At 73.4% G+C, this 21,411-nt stretch carries 14 protein-coding genes and 2 pseudogenes; 9 read left to right on the top strand and 7 right to left on the bottom strand.

Translation table 11 applies throughout. From position 1 onward, the window contains the following. Positions 1-41 precede the first annotated feature (41 nt). A pseudogene (locus tag GA0070616_RS29465) lies at positions 42-200 on the top strand (Scr1 family TA system antitoxin-like transcriptional regulator); the annotation flags it as partial. A 218-nt stretch (positions 201-418) separates the two neighbouring features. On the opposite strand, the gene GA0070616_RS18130 reads toward GA0070616_RS29465, so the two are convergent. Together GA0070616_RS18130 and mgrA are read right to left on the bottom strand one after the other, a co-directional pair. Further along, entirely contained in the window at positions 419-1,420 is a 1,002-nt protein-coding gene (locus GA0070616_RS18130) for a 2-hydroxyacid dehydrogenase (RefSeq protein WP_091084008.1), read from the bottom strand. A gap of 100 nt (positions 1,421-1,520) precedes the next feature. Further along, positions 1,521-2,510: an L-glyceraldehyde 3-phosphate reductase gene (gene mgrA, locus GA0070616_RS18135; RefSeq protein ID WP_091084012.1), complete on the bottom strand. Its 990-nt coding sequence runs from the start codon at positions 2,508-2,510 to the stop codon at positions 1,521-1,523. A gap of 54 nt (positions 2,511-2,564) precedes the next feature. On the opposite strand from mgrA, the gene GA0070616_RS18140 reads away from it, so the two are divergent. The 4 genes and pseudogenes from GA0070616_RS18140 (at position 2,565) to GA0070616_RS18155 (ending at position 7,572) form a co-directional block, all read left to right on the top strand. Then, entirely contained in the window at positions 2,565-3,533 is a 969-nt protein-coding gene (locus GA0070616_RS18140) for an aldo/keto reductase (protein WP_091084016.1), read from the top strand. Positions 3,534-3,585: 52 nt separating this feature from the next. Next, positions 3,586-5,057 (top strand): annotated as a pseudogene (locus tag GA0070616_RS18145) (magnesium chelatase ATPase subunit I). A gap of 1 nt (position 5,058) precedes the next feature. Next, positions 5,059-7,011, top strand: a complete 1,953-nt coding sequence (locus tag GA0070616_RS18150) for a vWA domain-containing protein (RefSeq protein ID WP_091084020.1) — start codon at positions 5,059-5,061, stop codon at positions 7,009-7,011. A 96-nt stretch (positions 7,012-7,107) separates the two neighbouring features. After that, positions 7,108-7,572 carry a hypothetical protein gene (locus tag GA0070616_RS18155; RefSeq protein WP_091084023.1) on the top strand — a complete coding sequence of 155 codons (465 nt, stop codon included), beginning with the start codon at positions 7,108-7,110 and terminating at the stop codon, positions 7,570-7,572. Positions 7,573-7,606: 34 nt separating this feature from the next. Here GA0070616_RS18155 and GA0070616_RS18160 read toward each other — a convergent pair whose 3' ends face one another. After that, positions 7,607-8,335, bottom strand: coding sequence for an RICIN domain-containing protein (locus GA0070616_RS18160; protein ID WP_091084027.1), 729 nt, complete (start codon positions 8,333-8,335; stop codon positions 7,607-7,609). Between the two features lie 138 nt (positions 8,336-8,473). Between GA0070616_RS18160 and GA0070616_RS18165 the strand changes: the two genes are divergently transcribed. Together GA0070616_RS18165 and GA0070616_RS18170 are read left to right on the top strand one after the other, a co-directional pair. Continuing rightward, the gene (locus GA0070616_RS18165; protein ID WP_091084031.1) at positions 8,474-9,874 is read left to right on the top strand and encodes an FAD-binding oxidoreductase; all 1,401 of its coding nucleotides are present in this window, start codon (positions 8,474-8,476) and stop codon (positions 9,872-9,874) included. Next, complete coding sequence (locus tag GA0070616_RS18170; RefSeq protein ID WP_091084033.1) at positions 9,871-11,217, top strand: class I SAM-dependent methyltransferase; 1,347 nt, start codon at positions 9,871-9,873, stop codon at positions 11,215-11,217. Before GA0070616_RS18165 ends, GA0070616_RS18170 begins: the two co-directional genes overlap by 4 nt. Here GA0070616_RS18170 and GA0070616_RS18175 read toward each other — a convergent pair. Further along, positions 11,187-12,332 (bottom strand): alpha/beta fold hydrolase, encoded by a 1,146-nt coding sequence (locus GA0070616_RS18175; RefSeq protein WP_139128936.1) that lies wholly within the window; start codon positions 12,330-12,332, stop codon positions 11,187-11,189. The two genes, GA0070616_RS18170 and GA0070616_RS18175, sit on opposite strands and share 31 nt — an antisense overlap. A gap of 209 nt (positions 12,333-12,541) precedes the next feature. On the opposite strand from GA0070616_RS18175, the gene GA0070616_RS18180 reads away from it, so the two are divergent. Both GA0070616_RS18180 and GA0070616_RS18185 read left to right on the top strand, forming a co-directional pair. Continuing rightward, complete coding sequence (locus tag GA0070616_RS18180; RefSeq protein ID WP_091084037.1) at positions 12,542-12,721, top strand: hypothetical protein; 180 nt, start codon at positions 12,542-12,544, stop codon at positions 12,719-12,721. A gap of 27 nt (positions 12,722-12,748) precedes the next feature. Further along, positions 12,749-14,611, top strand: a complete 1,863-nt coding sequence (locus GA0070616_RS18185) for an HEXXH motif domain-containing protein (RefSeq protein ID WP_175440118.1) — start codon at positions 12,749-12,751, stop codon at positions 14,609-14,611. A gap of 91 nt (positions 14,612-14,702) precedes the next feature. Here the strand turns inward: GA0070616_RS18185 and fxsT are convergent, their stop codons facing one another. Genes fxsT through GA0070616_RS18200 form a run of 3 tightly spaced genes read right to left on the bottom strand, consistent with a single transcriptional unit; the run spans position 14,703 to position 21,288 of the window. Beyond that, complete coding sequence (gene fxsT, locus GA0070616_RS18190; RefSeq protein WP_139128937.1) at positions 14,703-18,764, bottom strand: FxSxx-COOH system tetratricopeptide repeat protein; 4,062 nt, start codon at positions 18,762-18,764, stop codon at positions 14,703-14,705. Continuing rightward, a complete protein-coding gene (locus GA0070616_RS18195) occupies positions 18,761-19,807 on the bottom strand; it encodes a MoxR family ATPase (protein ID WP_091084052.1) in 1,047 nt (348 codons plus the stop codon). Before GA0070616_RS18195 ends, fxsT begins: the two co-directional genes overlap by 4 nt. Beyond that, positions 19,804-21,288 (bottom strand): VMAP-C domain-containing protein, encoded by a 1,485-nt coding sequence (locus GA0070616_RS18200; protein WP_281188180.1) that lies wholly within the window; start codon positions 21,286-21,288, stop codon positions 19,804-19,806. Before GA0070616_RS18200 ends, GA0070616_RS18195 begins: the two co-directional genes overlap by 4 nt. Between the last annotated feature and the right edge of the window lie 123 nt (positions 21,289-21,411).

Consider the following 21,411-nt stretch of genomic DNA (forward strand, 5'->3'; position numbering starts at 1 on the left):
TCGTCGTCCTGACCGACGCCGCCGGGCTGGAGCCCTGTGGGTTGCCGCCGTGCAGCGGGCCTGGGTGGCACCAGTACACCCAGCTCTTTCCAGCCGAGTTCCTCCGCTTCCTGGGCTACGAGGCCGGCGCATGGCTGGTCCGCGGCTACCACCGTGAGTTGGTGGACGGTCTGTTGCAGACCGAGGAGTACACCCGCGCCGTCATCCGGGGCGGCAACACCTACGTGCGGCTCACCATCGACCAGTCGACCCGGGTGGTGGACCACGCGGTGACCTTCGCGGAAGCGCGGGAACGGGCGTCAAGCTCGGCGGAGTCGCTGGCGCTGATCCGGCGGACCGCCAAGGAGATGACATGGTCGCCCCTCGCCCCACCTCGATCGTGGCTGGTTCAAGTCGTCCCGCATGCGGGTGAGCTGACTCAGCAGACCCGGGCGGGGCCGGTGACGGCGTCCGGGCCGCCGCGTTCGAACGCGGTCAGGTGGGCGATCGTGGTGCCGGCGATGTTGTGCAGCGCCTCCTCCGTGAAGAACGCCTGGTGCCCGGTGACCAGCACGTTCGGGAACGTGTTGAGCCGGGAGAAGTCGTCGTCGCCGAGCACCCGGTCGGAGAGGTCCTCGAAGAACAGTTCGGTCTCCTCCTCGTACACGTCGAGGCCGAGGTAGCCGATCCGGCCGCTCTTGAGGCCGTTGATCACCGCCTGGGTGTCGACCAGCGCGCCCCGGCTGGTGTTGATCAGCATGACGCCCTCGCGCATCTGCCCGATCCGTTCGGCGTCGATCAGGTGCTGGGTGTCCGGGGTGAGTGGGCAGTGCAGCGTCACCACGTCCGACTCGGCGAGCAGCTCCTTGAGCGGCACGTACGTCACCCCGGCGGCGAGCGCCTCGTCGCTGGGGTACGGGTCGCTGGCGAGCACCCGGCAGCCGAAGCCGGCGAGGATCCGGGCCACGCACACGCCGATCTTGCCGGTGCCGACGACGCCGACGGTGCGGCCGTGCAGGTCGAAGCCGAGCAGCCCGGTGAGGGCGAAGTTGTGCTCGCGTACCCGGTTGTACGCGCGGTGGATCTTCCGGTTCAGGGCGAGGATCAGCCCGACGGTGTGCTCGGCCACCGCGTACGGGGAGTATTCCGGCACCCGCACCACGGCCAGGCCGAGCCGGCGGGCCTCGGCCACGTCGACGTGGTTGAAGCCCGCCGAGCGCAGCGCCACGACCCGCACCCCCGACCGGGCCAGCTCCGCCAGCACCGGCGCGCCCAGGTCGTCGTTGACGAAGGCGCACACCGCCTCCGCGCCGGCCGCCAGGCTCGCGGTCTGTGGTGAGAGCCGGGGCTCCAGGAACGTCAGGTCGTGACCGTCCGCCGCGTTCGCCGCAGAAAGGAAATCCCGGTCGTAGGGCTTCGTGCTGAACACCGCCACCCGCATGAGGTCACCTCCACCCCCGACCCTACGGGTGGGCCGGGGCTGGCGGGCAGGGCCCATCGGCCCGTCGGCGGGTGGCCTTCGAACTGTCGGTTCTCGTGGTTCAGCCCAGGTGGCCGTCGATCTCGGTCAGCTCCTCGGCGGTGAACTCCAGGTTGGCCAGCGCGGCGACGTTGGCCTCCAGTTGCGCCACGCTGCTCGCGCCGATGATCAGACTGGTCATCCGGGGATCGCGCAGCGCCCAGGCCAGCGCCAGCTGGGCCAGGGACTGGCCGCGCCGCCGGGCGATCGCGCCGAGCGCGCGGACCGTCGCCATCCGCTGCTCGTCGAGGTCGCTCTCGTCGAGGAACACGCTGGTACGCACCCGCGAGTCGGCGGGGATGCCGTCGAGGTACCGGTCGGTGAGCAGCCCCTGGGCGAGCGGGCTGTAGGCGATGCAGCCCGCGCCGACCCGCTCCAGGGTGTCCAGCAGGCCGTCGGCCTCGGTCCACCGGTTCAGCATCGAGTACGACGGCTGGTTGATCAGCAGCGGCGTGCCCAGGTCGCGCAGGATCGCCGCCGCGCGCTCGGTCTGGGCCGAGTCGTAGTTGGAGATGCCCACGTAGAGCGCCCGGCCGGAGCGCACGATGGCGTCGAGCGCGCCCATCGTCTCCTCCAGCGGGGTGTCCGGGTCGAACCGGTGGCTGTAGAAGACGTCGACGTAGTCCAGGCCGAGGCGGCGCAGCGACTGGTCGAGGGAGGAGATCAGGTACTTGCGGGAACCCCACTCGCCGTACGGGCCGGGCCACATCAGGTAGCCGGCCTTGCTGGAGATCACCAGCTCGTCGCGGTACGGCTTCAGGTCGCCGGCGAGCATGCGGCCGACGTTCTCCTCGGCGGCACCGGCCGGCGGGCCGTAGTTGTTGGCCAGGTCGAGGTGGGTGATGCCGAGGTCGAAGGCGCGGCGGACGATGTCTCGCTGCCGCTCGAAGGGGCGGTCGGGGCCGAAGTTGTGCCACAGCCCGAGCGAGATCGCCGGCAGGCGCAGCCCGCTGGCCCCGCTGCGCCGGTAGGTCATCTCGTCGTAGCGTGTGTCGGCGGCAAGGTAGGTCACGACCGTCGACCCTAACGGCCGGGCTGGTCGCGGCTGCGCGGGTACGGTCGGAACATGCGCTACGTCGAGCTCGACACCCCGAAGCCCCTGTCCAAGATCGGTCTCGGTACCTGGCAGTTCGGATCCCGGGAGTGGGGTTACGGCCCCGACTACGAGCGTCGGGCGGCGGACATCGTCCGTCGGGCGGTCGACCTCGGGGTCACCCTCTTCGACACCGCCGAACTGTACGGGTTCGGTCGCAGCGAGCGGATCCTCGGCGCGGCCCTCGGCGAGGACCGGGCCAAGGTCGTGGTGGCCACCAAGATCTTCCCGGTGCTGCCGGTCGCGGCGGTGGTGCAGCAGCGGGCGGTCGCCTCGGCGGCCCGGCTGGGGGTCACCACCATCGACCTCTACCAGGTGCACCAGCCCCACCCGCTGGTCGCCGACCACACCACCATGCGCGGCATGCGCGCCCTGCAGGCCGTGGGGCTCGTCGGCGAGGTGGGGGTCAGCAACTACGGCCTGCGCCGCTGGCAGGTGGCCGAGGCCGCGCTCGGCCGGCGGGTGCTGAGCAACCAGGTCCGCTACAGCATGCTCGACCGCAAGCCCGAGGAGGAACTGCTGGCGTACGCGCAGCAGGCCGGCCGGGTCGTCATGGCGTACAGCCCGCTGGCGCAGGGCTTCCTGTCCGGCCGGTACGACGCGAAGAACCCGCCGTCGGGGGCGGTGCGCCGGGCCAACCCGTACTTCCTGCCGGAGAACCTGGAGCGCGGCGCGACGCTGATCGAGACGCTGCGCCAGGTCGCCGACGCGCACGGGGCCACGCCCAGCCAGATCGCGCTGGCGTACCTGCTGCGCCACCCCAACGTGGTCGCCATCCCGGGCGCCTCCAACGTGGAGCAGATGGAACGCAACGCCGCCGCCGCCGAGATCGACCTCGCCGAGGACGAGTACCACGCCCTGGTCAACGCCGCCCGGGCGTTCCGGCCGGTGACGGGGCTCGCCGCCGTACCGAAGCTGGTGCGGGCCCGCGTCGGACGCTGAGCGTCGGGGTGCCTCGCGGGAACGTGGGGCGCCCGCGCGTGTGCGCGCTAGCGTGGGTCGGGTGACTGCGCCTCATCCGGTGACCCCGGTACCCCCGGTCGACCTGCCCGGCACGCTCGGTGAGCTGCGCGCCGCCGGCCACCGCCACCGCACCGTCAAGCAGGAACTCCGCGACAACCTCCTGGCCCGGATGCGGGCCGGTGGGCCGCGGTTCCCGGGCGTCGTCGGCTACGACGACACGGTGCTGCCGGAGGTCGAGCGGGCGCTGCTCGCCGGGCACGACATGGTGCTGCTCGGCGAGCGGGGCCAGGGCAAGACCCGACTGATCCGGTCCCTGGTGGCGCTGCTGGACGAGTGGACCCCGGTCGTCGCCGGCTCGGTGCTCAACGAACACCCGCTGCACCCGGTCACGCCGACCTCCCGGGCGCTGGTGGCCGAGGCGGGCGACGACCTGCCGATCGGCTGGCTGCACCGGTCGATGCGGTACGGCGAGAAGCTCGCCACCCCGGACACCAGCGTCGGCGACCTGATCGGCGACGTCGACCCGATCCGGTTGGCCCAGGGGCGCACCCTCGGCGACCCGGAGACCATCCACTTCGGTCTGGTGCCGCGCACCAACCGGGGCATCTTCGCCGTCAACGAACTGCCCGACCTGGCCGAGCGGATCCAGGTGGCGCTGCTCAACGTGCTGGAGGAGCGCGACATCCAGGTCCGCGGCTACCAGCTGCGGCTGCCGTTGGACCTGCTGCTGGTGGCCAGCGCCAACCCGGAGGACTACACCAACCGGGGCCGGATCATCACCCCCTGAAGGACCGGTTCGGCGCGGAGGTGCGCACCCACTACCCGCTGGACCTCGACCTGGAGCTGGCGCTGATCCGGCAGGAGGCGGACCTGGTCGCCGAGGTGCCGGAGCACGTGCTGGAGGTGCTCGCCCGGTTCGCCCGCGCGGTGCGCGAGTCGCCGTCGGTGGACCCACGCTCCGGGGTGTCCGCCCGGTTCGCGATCGCCGCCGCCGAGACGGTCGCCGCCGCCGCGCTGCGCCGCGCCGGTCTGCTCGCGGCCCCGGGGTCCGGCCCGGCCGACCCGACGGCCCGGCCCGAGGAGCCCGTGGCCCGGGTCGGCGACGCCGTGTCGGTCACGTCCACGCTGCGCGGCAAGGTCGAGTTCGAAAGCGGCGAGGAGGGCCGGGAGGCCGAGCTCCTCGGCCATCTCCTGCGCACCGCGACGGCCGACACGTTCCGGGCCCGGCTGTCGGGGCTGGACCTGTCGGGCTTCACGGCCCTGGTCGCCGAGGACGGTGTGGTCGAGACCGGGGAGCTGGTCTCCTCGGCGGAGCTGCTGCGCCAGGTGGGCACGGTGCCCGGCCTGGCGAAGGCCCTGGACCGGCTGGGCCTGGGCGACGCGCCCACCCCGGAGCAGGCCGCCGCCGGCGTCGAGTTCGTCCTGGAAGGGCTGCACCTGACCCGTCGGCTCGGCAAGGACGTCACCGACTCGGGGCGGACCCGCTACGGCAACCGGGGCTGACGTGTCGGGCAACCGGTTCCGTTACGGCCAGTGGCGCGGCGGTCCCGATCCGCTGGCGCCGCCGTACGACGTGCGGGCCGCCGTCGACCAGGTCGGCGCGGAGGTGCTGGCGGGCGGCAGTCTGCGGGAGGCGCTGCGCGACCTGCTGCGGCGCGGTCCGCAGGGGCACGGCGGCCTGGACGACCTGGCCGCCCGGGCGCGGCGGCTGCGGCGGGAGACGCTGCGCCGGGGCGACCTCGACGGGGCGGTGACCCGGGCGCGGGCGCTGCTCGACCAGGCCCTCGCCGCGGAGCGGGACGCGCTGCGGGGCCGGGACGACGACGCCGCCCGGTTCGCCGAGACGGTGTTGGACAGCCTGCCCCGCTCGACGGCGCGGGCGGTGCAGGAGCTGGCCGGCTACGAGTGGGCCAGCGCCGAGGGCCGGCAGTCCTACCAGCGGATCCTCGACGGCCTGCGCGACGACGTGCTGGGGCAGCGGTTCGCCGGGCTGCGGGACGCCGCCCGCGCCGCCGCCGACCCGGCGGCCCAGGCTCGGCTGGCCGAGATGATGCGCGACCTCAACGACCTGCTGGCCCGGCACGCCCGGTCGGAGGACACCACGGACGCGTTCGCCGAGTTCATGCGGCGGCACGGGGAGTTCTTCCCGGAGCGGCCCCAAGACGTGGACGAACTGGTCGACGTGCTGGCCCGGCGGGCGGCGGCCGGGCAGCGGCTGGTCAACTCGCTGACCGACCGGCAGCGCGAGGAACTGTCCGACCTGATGCGTCAGTCCCTCGGCGACCGGCTGGCCGGCGAGCTGGCCGACCTCGACGCGAACCTGCGTGCGCTGCGACCGGATCTGCGGTGGGGGCGCGGCGAGCGGATGCGCGGCGAGCAGCCGCTCGGGTACGGCGAGGCGGCCGACGCGCTCGGCGAGATCGCCGAGCTGGACGACCTGCTCGACGCCCTCGACCAGGAGCACCCGGGGGCCACCCTGGACGACGTGGACGTCGACGCGGTGGCCCGGACGCTGGGCCGCGACGCCGCCGACGACGTGCGGCGGCTCCGGGAGCTGGAGCGGGAGCTGCGCCGGCAGGGCTGGGTCAACCGGGACGCCGAGGGGCTGACGTTGAGCCCGAAGGCGCTGCGCCGGCTCGGTGGCACCGCGCTGCGGCGGGTCTTCGCCGACCTGACCGCCGGGCCGCGCGGCCAGCACGACCTGCGTACGGCGGGCGCTGCGGGCGAGGTCAGTGGTGCGTCGCGGCCCTGGGAGTACGGCGACGAGCAGCCCCTCGACGTGGTGCGTACCCTGACCCGCGCGGTCCGCCGGGCCGGGCCGGGGCTGCCGGTGCGGCTCGCGCCCGACGACTTCGAGGTGGTGGAGACGGAGCGGCGGGCCTCGGCGGCGGTGGCGCTGTGCGTGGACCTGTCGTACTCGATGATCTCCCAGGGGCGGTGGGGGTCGATGAAGCAGACGGCGCTGGCCCTGTCGCACCTGATGGCGACGCGGTTCCCCCAGGACGCGTTGCAGATCGTCGGGTTCGGCCGGGAGGCGATGCCGCTGACCCAGCAGGAGTTGGCCGCCGTGGAGCCCGACCAGCGACAGGGCACCAATCTCCAGCACGCGCTGCGGCTGGCGGCCCGGCACCTGCGCCGCCATCCGGACGCCGAACCGGTGGTGCTGGTGGTCACCGACGGGGAACCGACCGCCCACCTGGATCCGGACGACGGTGCGGCGCTGTTCCACTGGCCGCCGCTGCCGGAGACGATCGAGGCGACGGTCCGGGAGGTGGACCGGCTCGTCCGGCAGGGCGCGACGCTGAACCTGTTCATGCTCGGGGAGGACGAGGGACTGCGCCGGTTCGTCGACGCGGTGGCCCGCCGTTGCCGGGGGCGGATGTTCACCCCCGACACCGACGACCTCGGCGAGTACGTGGTGAGCGACTACCTGCGGGCCCGCCACGGCCGCCGCTGACACGGGGGTCGGGGGACCACCTGCCGGCTCGCCTCGGGCGGCGCTGACGATGCCGTATCCCGCCCGGCGTGGGCCGGTCGCGGCTAGCCTGGCTCAGTGGAGGTCGACGGACTGCGGCGGGCGTACGACGAGCTGCTCGTCGAGGTGGACACGGGCGGGTTCGTCGATCCGCCGCCCGGCCGGTGGACCGCGGAGCAGATCGTCGCGCACCTGGTGGCCAACGACACGCTGATGAGCGAGGCCACCGAGGCGGTGCTGGCCGGTTCCCCGTACGCCTTCTACGACCTGGAGAGTGTGCACCGCCCGGAGCTCGACGCGCTGGTCGTCGAGTGCGGCGGCCTGGACGGGCTGGCCACCCTGCTGCGGGCCACCAGCCTGAAGCTGGTCGCCCTCGTGGGACGGCTCGGTCCGGTGGCTGACACCCCCGTGGAGACGCACCTGCGGGAGGGCTTCGACCTGGTGGTGGACGAGCCGCTGCCCTGGGGGCGCGTCCTGGACCTGCACACCCGGGTGCACCTGCCCAAGCACCTGGCCCAGCTTCGGATGCTGCGCGCCGGCTGAGCGGGCCCGGTCGGCTCCTGCGCGGTGCGGCCGGTCAGGCCGGCGTCCACTGCTGCGTGGCGGCGCCGGTGCAGGCGGCCTGGCGGATCTTGTCGCCGTCCTCCGTGCCGCCGTCCTCGGGCTGGGCGCACCGGCCGCTGTGCGCGGCGACCAGCAGCACCGCGCCGGAACCGGCGGGGGTGAGCCGCCACTGCTGGTTGGTTTCGCCGTGGCAGCCGAACTGCTGGACCTTCGCGCCGTCGTCGCCGCTGCGGCCCTCCACGTCGAGGCAGTGCCCGTGCGCGGCGTTGGTGAGGGTCACCGTGTCCGCGCCGTGCGGGTTGACGACCCACTGCTGCTCCGGCCCGCCGGTGCAGCCGGCCAGCACGGCCTCGGCCTTCTCGCCGTCGCCGTCGACGCCGAGACACAGGCCGGAGGCCACGGCGCGGAACACCCGGGGCCCGGTGAGCTGGGTGGGTGCGCTGCTGCTGGGGGCGGCGGTGGGGGTCGGCGAGGGCTCCTCAACAGTGGGGGACGGCTCCTGGGCGGCGGTGGCGGCCGGGGTGGGCGTCAGGGCGGCTGTCGGGGTCGCCGGCCCGTCACCGCCGCCGAGCACCCCGGTGGCGAAGAAGACCCCGAGGAGTACGCCGACCAGCCCGATCGCCAGCGCCCCGCGCATCAGCGGGTCCCGCGGCAGGCGGGGACGCGGCGGGCGGGGGCGCGGCGGGGGGTGGCCGCCGTACGTGGTGCCGCCGGGGCCGGGACGGGCATCGGAGACCGACATGCCCGCATCCTCACCCACCGCGCCCGTCGACGACCAGCCCGCCCCCGGCGCGGGTGACGCAGTAGACGGGCGGGCGACGCGCGGAAGCCACCCGTGAGCGTCCCCCCACCGTCCGCTATCCGTGCGTAAAGTGACCTCATGCGCGCGGTGCGTGTAGATCGTTCGTCGGTGGACCACGACGGGGCGGTGGCCCGACTACGCCGTTCATATGCGGCGGTGCCGCCGGGGCAGCCCGTCCGGCTGGCCAAGCGCACCTCGAACCTGTTCCGGCCGCGCAACGCCCCCCGGGCGCCGGGGCTGGACGTGTCCGGGCTGACCGGGGTGCTCAGCGTCGACCCGGCCAGCCGCACGGCCGACGTGCAGGGCATGTGCACCTACGAGAACCTGGTCGACGCGACCCTGCCGCACGGGCTGATGCCGCTGGTGGTGCCCCAGCTCCGCACGATCACGCTGGGCGGGGCCGTCACCGGCCTGGGCATCGAGTCGACGTCGTTCCGCAACGGGCTGCCACACGAGTCGGTCACCGAGCTGGACGTGCTGACCGGGGCCGGTGAGATCGTCACGGCCCGCCCCGACGGGCCGCACGCCGACCTGTTCGCGGCCTTCCCGAACTCGCTGGGCAGCCTCGGCTACGCCACCCGACTGCGCATCGAGCTGCAACCGGTGCGCCGGTTCGTGGCCCTGCGCAACGTGCGGTTCCGCCGGTTGGCGGAGCTGACCGACGCGGTCGCGCAGATCGCGGCAACCCGGTCGTACGCGGGCACGCCGGTCGACGCGATGGACGGGGTGATGTTCAGCCCCGGCGAGGCGTACCTGGTGCTGGGCACCTTCACCGACGACGCGCCGGCGGCGTCCGACTACACCGGCCGGGAGATCTACTACCGCTCCCTGCGCCGGCGCACCCACGACACGTTGACCACCCACGACTACCTGTGGCGGTGGGACACGGACTGGTTCTGGTGCTCGGCCGCGTTCGGTGCGCAGCATCCGGTGCTCCGCCGGATCTGGCCGGCCCGGTGGCGGCGCAGCGACGTCTACCACCGCATCGTGCGGCTGGAGCACCGGCACGGCGTGGCCGCCCGGATCGACCGCTGGCGGGGGCAGCCGGCCCGCGAGCGGGTGGTGCAGGACGTGGAGATACCGCTGGAGCGGACGGCGGAGTTCCTGCGCTGGTTCGCCGGCACGGTGCAGATGACCCCGGTGTGGCTGTGCCCGCTGCGGCTGCGCGAGCCGACCGGCCCGGGCTCGGCGCGGGGCTGGCCGCTGTATCCGCTCCGGCCGGGGCAGGACTACGTCAACATCGGGTTCTGGGGCAGCGTGCCCATCACCGGGGGCGCCGCCGACGGCGACGTCAACCGGGAGATCGAGCGCGCGGTGTCGGAGGCGGGCGGCCACAAGTCGCTGTACTCCGACGCGTACTACGACCGGGATTCCTTCGACCGGCTCTACGGCGGTGCCGCCTGGCGGGCGGCGCGGGACCGCTACGACCCGGAGGGCCGGCTGACCGGACTGTACGAGAAGGCGGTGGCACGAGCATGAGCCTGACCGATCGGGACCGGGGAGCGGCGAGCAGCCCCGCGCCGCCGCCGGGCGGTGGCCGGCAGGGTCGGCCCCGGGTGGCCGACGTCGTCCGGGCGTTGACGGCCGGGCCGCTCCCGGTGCGGGTCACCGGGTACGACGGCAGCGCAGTCGGCCCGGCCGACGCCGGGATCACCCTGTCGATCCGATCCGAGCGGGGCCTGTCGTACCTGCTCACCGCCCCGGGCGACCTGGGGATGGCGCGGGCGTACGTCAGCGGCGACCTGGCGCTGGACGGGGTGCACCCGGGCGACCCGTACGAGGCGCTGCGCATCCTCAAGGACGAACTGCGGGTGCGTACCCCGGCCGTCGCCGAGGTCGTGCACCTGGTGCGGGGGTTGGGCTGGGAGCGGCTGCTGCCGCCGCCGGTGCCGCCGCAGGAGGCGCTGCCCCGCTGGCGGCGGGTGATGAACGGGCTGCGGCACTCGCGCGCCCGGGACAGCACGGCGATCTCCCACCACTACGACGTGTCGAACGCCTTCTACGAGAGGGTGCTCGGCGAGTCGATGACCTACACCTGCGCGGTCTTCCACCGCCCTACCGACACGCTGGAACAGGCGCAGACGGCCAAGTACGAACTGGTGGCGCAGAAGCTGGCGCTGAGGCCGGGGATGCGGCTGCTCGACGTGGGCTGCGGCTGGGGCGGCATGGTCCGGCACGCGGCCCGGGAGTACGGCGTGCAGGCGCTGGGGGTCACCCTGTCGGGGGCGCAGGCGCGGTGGGCGCGGGCCGCGATCGAGCGGGAGGGGTTGACCGGGCTGGCCGAGGTGCGACACCTGGACTACCGGGACGCCCCGCGGGAACAGTTCGACGCGGTCTCGTCGATCGGGCTGACCGAGCACATCGGGGTGCGCAACTATCCGGCGTACTTCGGTTTCCTGCGCGACCGGCTGCGGCCCGGCGGGCGACTGTTGAACCACTGCATCACCCGGGCCGACAACCGGGCGCCGCACCGGTCCGGGGCGTTCATCGACCGGTACGTCTTCCCGGACGGGGAACTGGCCGGGCCTGGCCGGCTGATCAGCGAGATCCACGACGTGGGTCTGGAGGTGCAGCACGAGGAGAACCTGCGCCGGCACTACGCGCTGACGCTGGCCGGCTGGTGCCGCAACCTGGTCGCGAACTGGGACGCCTGCCTGTCGGAGGTGGGGCCGGGCACGGCCCGGGTGTGGGGGCTGTACATGGCGGGGTCGCGGTTGGCGTTCGAGCGCAACGCCATCCAGCTGCACCAGGTGCTCGCCACGCGCACCGGGCCGGACGGGTCGCACGACACCTATCCGCTGCGCCCCGACTGGCTGCCCTGACCTTCTGCCCTGCCCTGACCCTCCGCCGGCCCGGGTCCGTGCAGCTCCATCATCCGGCGACGTGCCTCGACGGCCGCCGGATGGTGGGGGACGAGCACCACCACCGCCTCCCCGAACGCGACCCAGGCGCCCAGGTGTCGGTACCGCCACAGGGTCGTGAGCACACCGACGAGGTCGGGGCGGGCGGCGGAGTTGCGTGGCAGGTGCGGCGCGACCCGGTCCGGGAGCAGGCCGATCAGGAGTTGCCGGAAGTCCGGGGTGACCATCCCGGGCACGTCGAGCAGCAGGTCCACCAGTGCCTGGTACTCCTCGCTGGTGGGTTCGCCGTCGGGCATCCGGGGAGCCGGGACCGCACCGTCGGCCCGGCGGGTTCCGCCTGTGTGGTCTGTTCCGCCGGCCCGGCTTGTTGTGTCCCGTCGCCCGTCGTCCGGGTGGTGGTCGACGTCGAGCAACGCCCGTCGCAGCACCACGTAGGAGCGGTGCCGGTGCGAGTCCGGCCGGATGATCGAGGAGTGGTCGCCCGGGAGCACCTCGGCGTGGGGAAAGACGCTGCGCGCCGAGGCGGGCGGGACCACGCCGTCGCTCTCGCCCGCGTACGCGTCGATGCGCAGGTGGTTGCCGGGCGCGTGGACGATCCGGTTGAGCACCAGCCGCTGGGCGTCGACCACGGCGGCGTGCAGTGGGCGCAGCTCCGCCTCCTGGGGGTTGCGCCGGAGCATGGTCCGCCGCAGCCCCAACGCCAGGTCCGAGCCGGCGTTGGGGCAGGCGTACATGACCACCCGACGGATCCGCCCGAGGAGGGCGTCGTCACCGTCGGCGAGCATCCGGGCCAGGGATCGTTGGACGACCAGCCCGCCCTGGCTGTGGGTCACCAGCACCAGCCGGGTGGCGTCGGCCAGGTCGTGGGTGAGGAAGGTCCGTAGGCTGTCGGCGGCATCGTCGATGCGCGGAATCCGGCGTGTCGGTTTCGGGGAATAGAGCGGCGATTCGTACGCGAACGTGTGGACGACGACACCGCTGAGCGCGTCGTCGTCGGCCAGGAGGTCGACGAATTGCGACCAGACGCTCGGCGAGGACAGAAATCCGTGCACGAAGACCACGACTGTTCCGGCCACGCCGCCACGCTAGCACCGGCCGGCGAACCTCCGGCCCGTCGCGCGACCCGCCCGGCGACCACCTACGTCCTGGAAACGCCGGAATGCTGTCAGGTTTTTGACCATACACCGTGGACCACCGCCTGAGTGTGCCGGCGAAGGACCCTGATGTCGTTTTCCGGGGTCGCCGTGCAGCGGATCGAGGCGTCGGGCGTGGATAATGGTAAGTCGTGAATCAACCGTTCGCTGTCGAGGTCGACTCGGAACTCGTCGACCTCGCTGATGTGTCCCTCGACCGTCTGGTCGACTACGACCAGGAGATTCTCGGCCCTGTCATGCGGCGTCTCCTCCGCCGCGTCGAGGATCCCGAAAGCATCACCAGTGGCTACAATCCCCAGCGACTCGACTGACGGATGCCGGCCGTCCTTGGAGGAGTAGTGACCGCTCAGAGGTTGGCGGCGGAACCGGTCGGTCGGCCCGCCCGGCATCGCCTCGATCGTCGCCAGTTCGCGGCCCTCGCCACCGGCGCGGGCGACGAGCAGACGATCACCGAACTGCTCGCGGCGGAGTGCAGCTGGCGCAAGGTGCAGCTCCGCGCCGTCCTGGACGCCGTCCGGTCGGTGCCCGACGCCGCCGGTCCGCTGCCGCCGGTCGTCGACGCGTGGCGGCTGCTCGTCGCCGCGCAGGACCGCGACCGCGACACCGTCGACAGGTTGGTCCTGCATCCCCAGGTGGGCACCTGGGCGGGATACACGTTGCGCCGGATGCGCGGCACGACCGCCACCTCGCAGGGGCCGCTGTGGGTCGACCTGGGCTACCTGCACGCACTGGCGGCGGCGGCGGGTGTACGTACCGGCCTGGACTTCACCATGCGGGTGCCGGTGCGGGACGGCTTCGCCGTGCTGCCCACGCTGGGCGGCGCAAGAGTGCCGGCGGCGGGGCGATGGGACGAGGCGGAGGTACGCGGTCGCGACGGCCGGGCGACGATCACCGTGGCGGGCACGACGGTCGAGTTCGACGCCGCCGGAACCGGCGGTGCGGGTTGGGTGCCGCTGCCCACGGTGCGCGCGACCGCGGGCGGGCACACCCTGGAGGTCACCCTCGACTTCGTCGACCCGTACCGCAATCTCCGCACGCCGACCCCGCCGCATCTGGACATCGCCGACGACGTGCAACGCTGGCAGGCGTTGTTCGAACAGGCGTGGGCGTTGCTGGTGCGGGTCTGCCCCGAGATGGCGGTGCCGATCGCCCACGGGCTCACCTCGGTGGTGCCGCAGCCGGCGGCGGAGCGCTTCCGCACCATGAGCGCGTCGGCGGGTGACGCCTTCGGCAGCATGATCATGTCCGAACCGGAGGACGCCCCGGAACTGGCCGTCACCCTGGTGCACGAGTTCCAGCACATCAAACTCGGCGGCCTGCTGCACCTGGCTCCGGTCACCGACGGCGAACCACCGCACCGGCTGTACGCGCCGTGGCGGGACGACCCCCGGCCGCTCGGCGGCCTGATCCAGGGGGTGTACGCCTTCGTCGGCATCACCGCCTTCTGGCGTGCCTACCGGGAGGTGGCCGCCGGGGCCGGTGCGGCTCTGGCGCACTTCGAGTTCGCCCGTTGGCGGGAGCAGGTCTGGGCGACCCTGGAGATGGTGCGCGGCCTGCCACAGCTCACCGACGTCGGACGGCACCTGGTGGACGGGTTGACCAGCCGCGTTGCCGACTGGCAGGACGAGCCCGTTCCGGCAGCCGCCCTGGCGGCGGCCCGGGGCGCGTTGGCCGACCACCGGGCCCGGTGGCGGATCCACCACCTGCGTCCGGCGGCCGAACTGGTCACGGAGCTGGCCGCGGCCTGGCCCACCGAGCACCGGCCGCCGGCCGTGGGTTCGCCCGCGCCAGCCGTGGTGCCGGACGACTCGGCCCGCCGCCTCGACGTGCGGGCCGTGCTCGAACTGTGGCGGCTCACCGACAGGGCGGGCTTCGACGAGTTGCACGCCGATCCGGCGGCGGTGGGTGACCGGGTCTCCGGTGCGTGCCCGGCCGACCTGGCCCTCGCGGCCGGAGACCACGCCCGCGCCGAGGAGCTCTACCTCACGGAGCTGGCCGACGACCCGGCGTCGCCCACGGCATGGGCCGGGCTGGCGGCCACCGCCGCCGTGCGGCGTCCGGGACCCGGTGCCGATGCGCTGCGGGACCGGCCGGAACTGGTGCGGGCCGTGTACCGCGCGGTGCGGGAGCGGCCGGGCCGGATCCCGCCCGATCCGTTCGAGATGGCGGCCTGGCTGGGTTCCGCTCCGGTCACCACCTGACGGCGGCCGGTGTCACCCAGCCGGGCACCCCGGCGGACCGACGCCGGGGTCCACCGCCGCGCCGGGGGTGGGCGCGGCGGTGGACGGCTCCTCACAGCGGCATCGGATCCAGGTCGCAGTCGCCGCGTATGGTCAGGTCGGTGCCGGCGATGGTGGCCGGGTGTCGCTCGCCGAGCAGCGCGGTGATCGTCGGCGTGATCCGGTCGTGGAGGACCTGTGCCTCCTCGTCGCGGCCCAGCGCCATCAGGTCCATCGCCAGGTTGCCCAGGCAGATCAGTGTCGTGGGATGTTCGTCGCCGAACACGGCGGCGCACCGGTCGGCGGTCGTCCTGTCCCGCTCGTACGCCTCCTCGTGGCGGCCGAGGTCGTACAGGTCGTTGCCGAGGTTGATCAGCGCGGCGAGGGTCAGGGGATGGTCGGCGCCGAGCCGTCGGGTGAGAACCTCGATGCCCACCTCGTTGGTGACCCGGGCCTGCTCCGCGTCGCCCCGGAGCCGGTCCACGATCGCCCCGCTGAGTCGGGCGGCCACCGTGTACGGATGTTCCTCGTCGAACAGTTCCGTGTAGAGGGTGACGATGTCGGCGGTGAGCCGGGCGGCGGTGTCGTAGTCGCCGGTGGCCCGCAGGTCGACGGCCAGTCCGAAGCTGGCCAGCAGGGTGTCGGGGTGCTGCGGGCCGAAGCGGCTGGCGAAGCCGTCGCGTACCTCCCGGGACAGCTCTAACGCGGCCCGGTGGTCGCCGGCCTTGCGGACCGCCGACGCGAGCCGGCGGCGGGCGGTCAGGACCTGCGTCTGCGCCGACCCCCAGACCTGCGGCAACCGGTCCACGACGTTCTGCATCTCGGCGCGGGCGGGCAGGTACTCACCCAGCTCCCGCCGGTCGATGATCAGGTTGAGGTGGGATTCGAGGGTGTGGGCGTGGTCCTCGCCGAACAGCAGCACCCGGTGGCGGTGGGTCTTCTCGTCGACCTCGTACGCGCGCCGGATGTCGCCGGTGAGGCGGAGGCTGACGGCGAGGTTGTGCGCCGCGTTGAGGGTGGTCGGCTCATCCTCGCCGAGCGCCCGCAGGTGCCGGCGGTAGAGGTCCTCGTCCATCTCCAGCGCCTGCTGGAACTCGCCGGCGGCCCGCAGGTCGGCGGCGACCGCGCCGATGGCCCGCAGCAGGTCCTCGTTGTCGTCCTCGCCGCGCCTCTCGTGCAGGTCGCGGATCCGGGCGTTCAGTTGGGCCGCCTCCCGGTGGCGGCCGAGCCGGTACAACATGAACCCCAGCCAGTGGCCGATCGCCAGGGTCATCGACGCGTCCTCACCGAGGGTGACCCGCCAGACGTCGTACGCCTGCCGACTCAGGTCCAGCGAGGTGGAGAAGTCACCCCACCAGTAGAGGTACTTGGCCTCGTTGAGGATGAGCTGCTGCACCCACGGATTGTCGGAGTGGACGGCGTCGGAGGCCATGACGTGGGGATACAGCTCGGCGTAGCTCTGCCAGTTCTGCGGCGAGTCGGGGTCGTTGCGGTCGGCTGAGGCGAGCAGCAGGTGGGCGCTGCGCCGGATCGTCACCCGCTCCTGTTCGGACATCCGGTCGATGAGGACAGCCTGGATCAGCCGGTGCATCTGCAGGGAGTTGGTGCGGTGGCTGACCCGGGCCAGGGCGTACCGGCCGATGTCGCGGGTCGCCTTGCTGAGCCGCATCGGGTCCCGCAGGGCCACGTTCAGGTCGGGGTGGATGTCGTCGTTCTGGGCTCCCTGGAACAGGGTGCGGGGGATCGGATCCGGGGCCAGGAACGAGCAGAGCTGCAACAGCCGGAACGCCGCCGGATTCGACGACTCGAGCCGGTCGAGCGACACGTTCCAGGCTGCCGCGACCGGCAGTTGGTAGTCCATCGGGGGTGCCTGTTCGAGCAGGTCGATGCGCTTCTGGTCGAACAGCCGCAGGTACTCCTCCGCCGGCATTCCCGTCGCGGCCCGCCAGGCCGCCGCCTGTTCGAGCGCCAGCGGCAGGTCACCCAGCTGTTCGGCGAGCCGGTCGGCCTCCGCGTCGCTGAGTTCCGGGCCCCGCCGCCGCAGCAGCTCGACGCTCTCCGCCCGGGAGAACACGTCGACCTCGAGCGTGCGGGCCACCGTGGCCCACTGGGGGTTGCGCGAGGTGATGATGATGTCGCCGGAGCCGCCGGAGGGCAGGAAGGGCCGCAGTGACTCCGGGCTCTCGGCGTTGTCGAAGATCAGCAGCCAGCGCGGGTAGGGGCGGCCCAGCCGCAGGGCTTCGTGCACGGCGGCCCGCGCGCTGCCGATGTCCGCCTCGGCGGTGGTGAGGTTCAGCCGGGCGGCCAGCTCGACGAACGAGGCGTTGATCTGGGTGGACCGCTCGGCGGGTATCCACCAGATCAGGTCGTAGTCACCCCGGTGCCGGTGGACGTACTCGACGGCCAGTTGGGACTTGCCGACACCGCCCATGCCGTGCAGGGCGTGCGGCAGCAGCGCCGTGGTCCCGCCCCGGACCTGCTGGTGCAGGTCGGCGAGCAGCTCCCGGCGACCGGTGAAGTGCGCGTTGCGCAGTGGGATGTCGCCCCAGACGGCCGGGATGCGGGCCGGGGCGGTGGCGTCTTCGGGCATGCTGGACGACAAGCCGGCTCCTTCGATACCTACGCTACGGTCTGCGTTGGCGGCTGTGCCGACAGTCATCATCCCACTCGGGGAGGGTGTTGGGGGAGTCCCGTGGGCCGGACTTTCCGGCCTGGACGGTCGGCGGGGGGCGGGCAGGGCGTCGAGGGCCGCGTCGAGCTGACGGGCCCGGGCCAGGTACCGGCCGGACAACGCCCGCAGCACGGCACGTTCGACGCGTACCAGCGGGGCCGTCTCCGTCGTGACGGGCGGCAACGGCCGGGTCGGGTCGTCGAGAATCCGACCCCACTCGGCCAGCGCCGGCCGGTTGGCCCCCAGCCGCTCCGCGAGCAGCCGCCACACCCGCACCGTGTCGGCGCGCCGGCCGGTGGCGAGCAGTTCCGCGCGGACGCCCGGGCCGAACTCGTACTCCGGTCGGCCCCGGTCGTCGCGGCTCGCCCGGACCAGCGGGCTGGTCAGCACCTCGGACAGGTCCAGGGTGGTCGACCTGGGCAGCAGCGCATCCTGGACGAGGCGGATGACGGCCCGTTCCAGCGGTGCCGCGGCCAGGTGTGTGGCCAGCCGCTGAGCCTGCGGCGAGGCATGGGAGACGAACTCGCCGACACGGGCTGCGGCATCGGGTTCCGGGCCTGCCGGCGCCGGTGGCGGCGCGACCGGATGGTCGGCGACCAGGAGCGCCGGCATCTCGATCCACCGTGGCGGGTGACCGGCGAGCAGCTCCGTCCAGGCGCGCAGCCAGCGTGAACGCAACTCCACCACCGGCACCGGGATCTGCCCGGCCGGGGTCGCCCGGTCCGGTGGCCACGACGCAGGGGCCTCCCGGTACTGCCAGTCGAGCCGGGCGTTCGGCGCGGCGGCCAGGGCGGACCGCAGACGCATCCGCAGCGGGTACACGCCGGTGCGGTGCCACATCTGCTGGGGCAGCAGGTGGACCAGGGCGACCGGTTGCCGCCTGGCCCACTCGTGCAGGTGCGGGGCGACCGCGTCGACCTGCCAGGCCGGGGCCGCCCCGTCGGTGAGCACCAGCACGATCCGCCGCCGACCGACCGCCGGCAGGCTGGTCCGGCGGGTCGCGGCCACCAGTCCGCTGCCCCGCCCCCGCAACATCACGGCGGCCGGGTCGGTGGTCGTGGTGACCAGCCGGCACAGCCGCACGTCGTGGAACGCGGTGTGCCGGCGGAGCAGGCCGACGAACCGGCGGATGTGCCCCGCCCAGACACTCATCGACACGTGGTCGTCGACGACCACGACCACGTCCCAACCGGCCCGTGGGACCCGGCGCGCCGCCGGCCACCGGACGCCTGCCGCCAGCTGGCGTGCGGTGGCCTGCTCGTCGAACTCGTGCCGCTCGCGCGCCGGGACGAGTTGGCGAAACGGATCCAGCACCTCGGCCAGTGGTTCTTCGATCCCTGCCTGCGGGGCCGGCGGCGGCGTCCCGGGGCGGGCGGCGAGCACGGTCTCCGGGTCGAGCCGGGTGGCCAGCCACAGTGAGTCGGCCAGCTCCGCACCGGTCACCCCGCCCGACAGACGGTTCACTCCGGGCCGTCCGGCGGGATCCGGCGCCACAGGGCGTCCACGAGCCGCCGCCACTCGGCACGGTCGCCGGTGTCGGACGCCCCGGCGGTACGCAGGTGTACCGCGTCGAGGAGCTGGTCGACGGCGGGTGAGTCCCACTCGCCGCCCCGGGCGAGGTACTCCTCGATGAGTTCCGCCGAGCCCTGCGCGCCCTGCGGGAAGTGGGCGGCGACCATGGCCGCGAGACGCTCCGCGCCGGCCTCGGGCAGCCGCAGCCGAAGACAGTGCCGCAGGAACGCGGCAGGGAAGTCGCGGTCGTCGCTGCACGTCATGATGACCAGCGGGAACTCGTGGCAGACCACCCGCCCCTCCCGGACGGTGGCCGTCCGGCCGGGGTCGGCGGTGCGGACGGTCGCCACCGGGGTACGGCCGGCGGTCCGCACCAGTTCGGGGATCTCGAACGCACCGTCCTCGAAGACGCTGCGGAGCTGCTGCGGCAGGTCGATGTCGCTCTGGTCCAACTCGTCGATCAGCAGTACCCGGGGGCGCAGGTACGGCAGCAGTGCCGTGCCGAGTGGACCGAGCCGGACGTGGTCCCCGACGGCAGGCGGCTCGGCCCCGGCGTCGTGCGCCCAGCCGGTGGCCTGGACGAGACCCACCGCGTCGTGGTCGTACAGGCCGTCGCGGAGGCCGACCTGGGTGGTCACCGGCCAGCGCAGCACCCGGCCGAGCCCCAGATCCCGGGCGATGCGGTAGGCGAGGCTGGAGCGCCCGGTGCCGGGGCGGCCGGTGACCAGCAGGGGCCGACGCAGGTGCAGGGCGGCGTTGACGACGTCGACCTCGTGCTCGTCGGCGGGGATGTCGACCACGGTGCGGCCGAGCCGTCGGTCGAGGTCCGGGTCCTCCTGTGGGGGCGGTGGCTCGTCCGGCCCGCCGTCGAAGCTGCGCCAGGGCGGTGCGGGCGGCCAACCGTCCCGGTCGTCCGGGTCGGGGGCCCGGCCCGTGCCGGTGTAGATCCGCCAGCTCCGGCGGGCGTTGCCCTCGGGTCCGTCGGTCTGCGTCATGCGATCACCTCCGGGCTGCCACGGCTGTCGGTCTCCGGCCGGCGCTCCGGGTCGTCCCACAGCACGACCAGGTGCCGGCCGTGGTGCTGGTCCTGTTCCGCCTGCGGCGACCGCAACGCGGCCAGCCGGGTGCGACGGACGAGGGCCGGCAGGTCGGCGAGCCCGTGGGCGGTCAGTGTGCTCACGTGCTCGTACAGGTCGCCGTCGGAGGGGGCGAGACGGTGCCACAGCACCACCGGCAGGCCGGCCCGCAACGCGGTCAGCAGCTCCGTCGGCCGGGCGTCCGGGTCGCTCGACGGCGGTTCACTGAGGAGGATCGCCGCGCAGTTCTGCTCGTCGCTGAGCAGCGCCTCCAGGCGGGTCGGGTATTCGGGGCCGTCCGGCTGGCTGCGGTAGAGCCGGGTGTCGCGAGGGCTGGCCTGGAGCTTCTCCCAGCGCAGCCGCCACATTCGCCGCCAGGCGGGCCGCCGCAGCCGTTGCAGGCTACGGACGACGATCGTGTAGTCCATCGCCAGCACCTTGTGCTCCCCGTCCTCCCCGGCGGCCTCCTTGCGCCACCAGGGAAAGTCCTCGTTGAGCAGGTGGGTCTCCAGGACGAGTTCGATGGCCACCTCGGCGGGCCGGTCCGCCCACTCGATCTCCATCAGCTGCACGATCTGCTCGACGGCGGGTTCCAGCTCGTCACGGGCGACGCCGGCGGCCCGGCCGCGCAGCCGTGAGTGCCACCGCCCGTCGCCGTGCCACTGCCGGTAGTGCGAGACGGTGTAGCTCGTGCTGCCCGGCTCCAGGTCGCGTTCGATCTGGATGACGAGGTACGCGTAGCGCTGCGTCCGCTCCGGGCCGGCCCGTACGGCGACCCGCTGCCGGTCCAGTTCGTCGGTCAGCTCGAACTGCCGGGCCTCGCGCCGGTTGCGACGGCGGATGAGGTCGGCGGTGACGTCGTCGACCTCGGGTTCGAGCAGGGTCAGGAAGCGGATGGTGGGCGGCAGGTCCGTACCGGCGTTCAGCCCGGCCAGGTGCACCAGGGCGTCCCACGCGTTGGCGCACCAGGTGGGCAGGGCGTCCTCCCGGTGCCCGCTGGCCTCCTGCACCAGACGGGTCAGCGGCACCGACCGCACGGCGGTCAGGGCCTCCCGCAGGGTTCCCCAGTCGTCCTCCGGCAGGACGGCCAGCACCTCGGACTCGTACCTCAGCCGTCGCAGGGTGGGCAGTTCGGGCGCTGCCTCGTCGTACAGCCGGACCACGGCGATCAGAGCGGCCATCCCGTCCGGCAGGTCCAGACAGTCGGCGGCGATCTCCTGACTCTGCCCCAGGGGAGTGGACATGTCGGGGATGATGTCGTTGCGTCGCAGTTCCTTGCGGAGCCGCCGCACCATTTGTTGGCGTCTATCCGGGTATTGCATCAGCGGCATCTCGGCGAGCACGTTGGCCAGCTCTCTCTCGATGCGGTGGCGTTGATTTCCGCCCGGCGGATGGTCCATAGCCGTCCGGTCTGTCGAACGTTCCGATCGGGGTGTGTAGCGGACAGGTTACCCGCGGACGCGAGGGGGCAGGTGCCCACGGAATTCCACTGCGGACGACGGTCGTCGAGGTGGTCGGGCCGG

The sequence above is a fragment of the Micromonospora nigra genome (assembly GCF_900091585.1).
Taxonomy (GTDB): Bacteria; Actinomycetota; Actinomycetes; order Mycobacteriales; family Micromonosporaceae; genus Micromonospora; species Micromonospora nigra.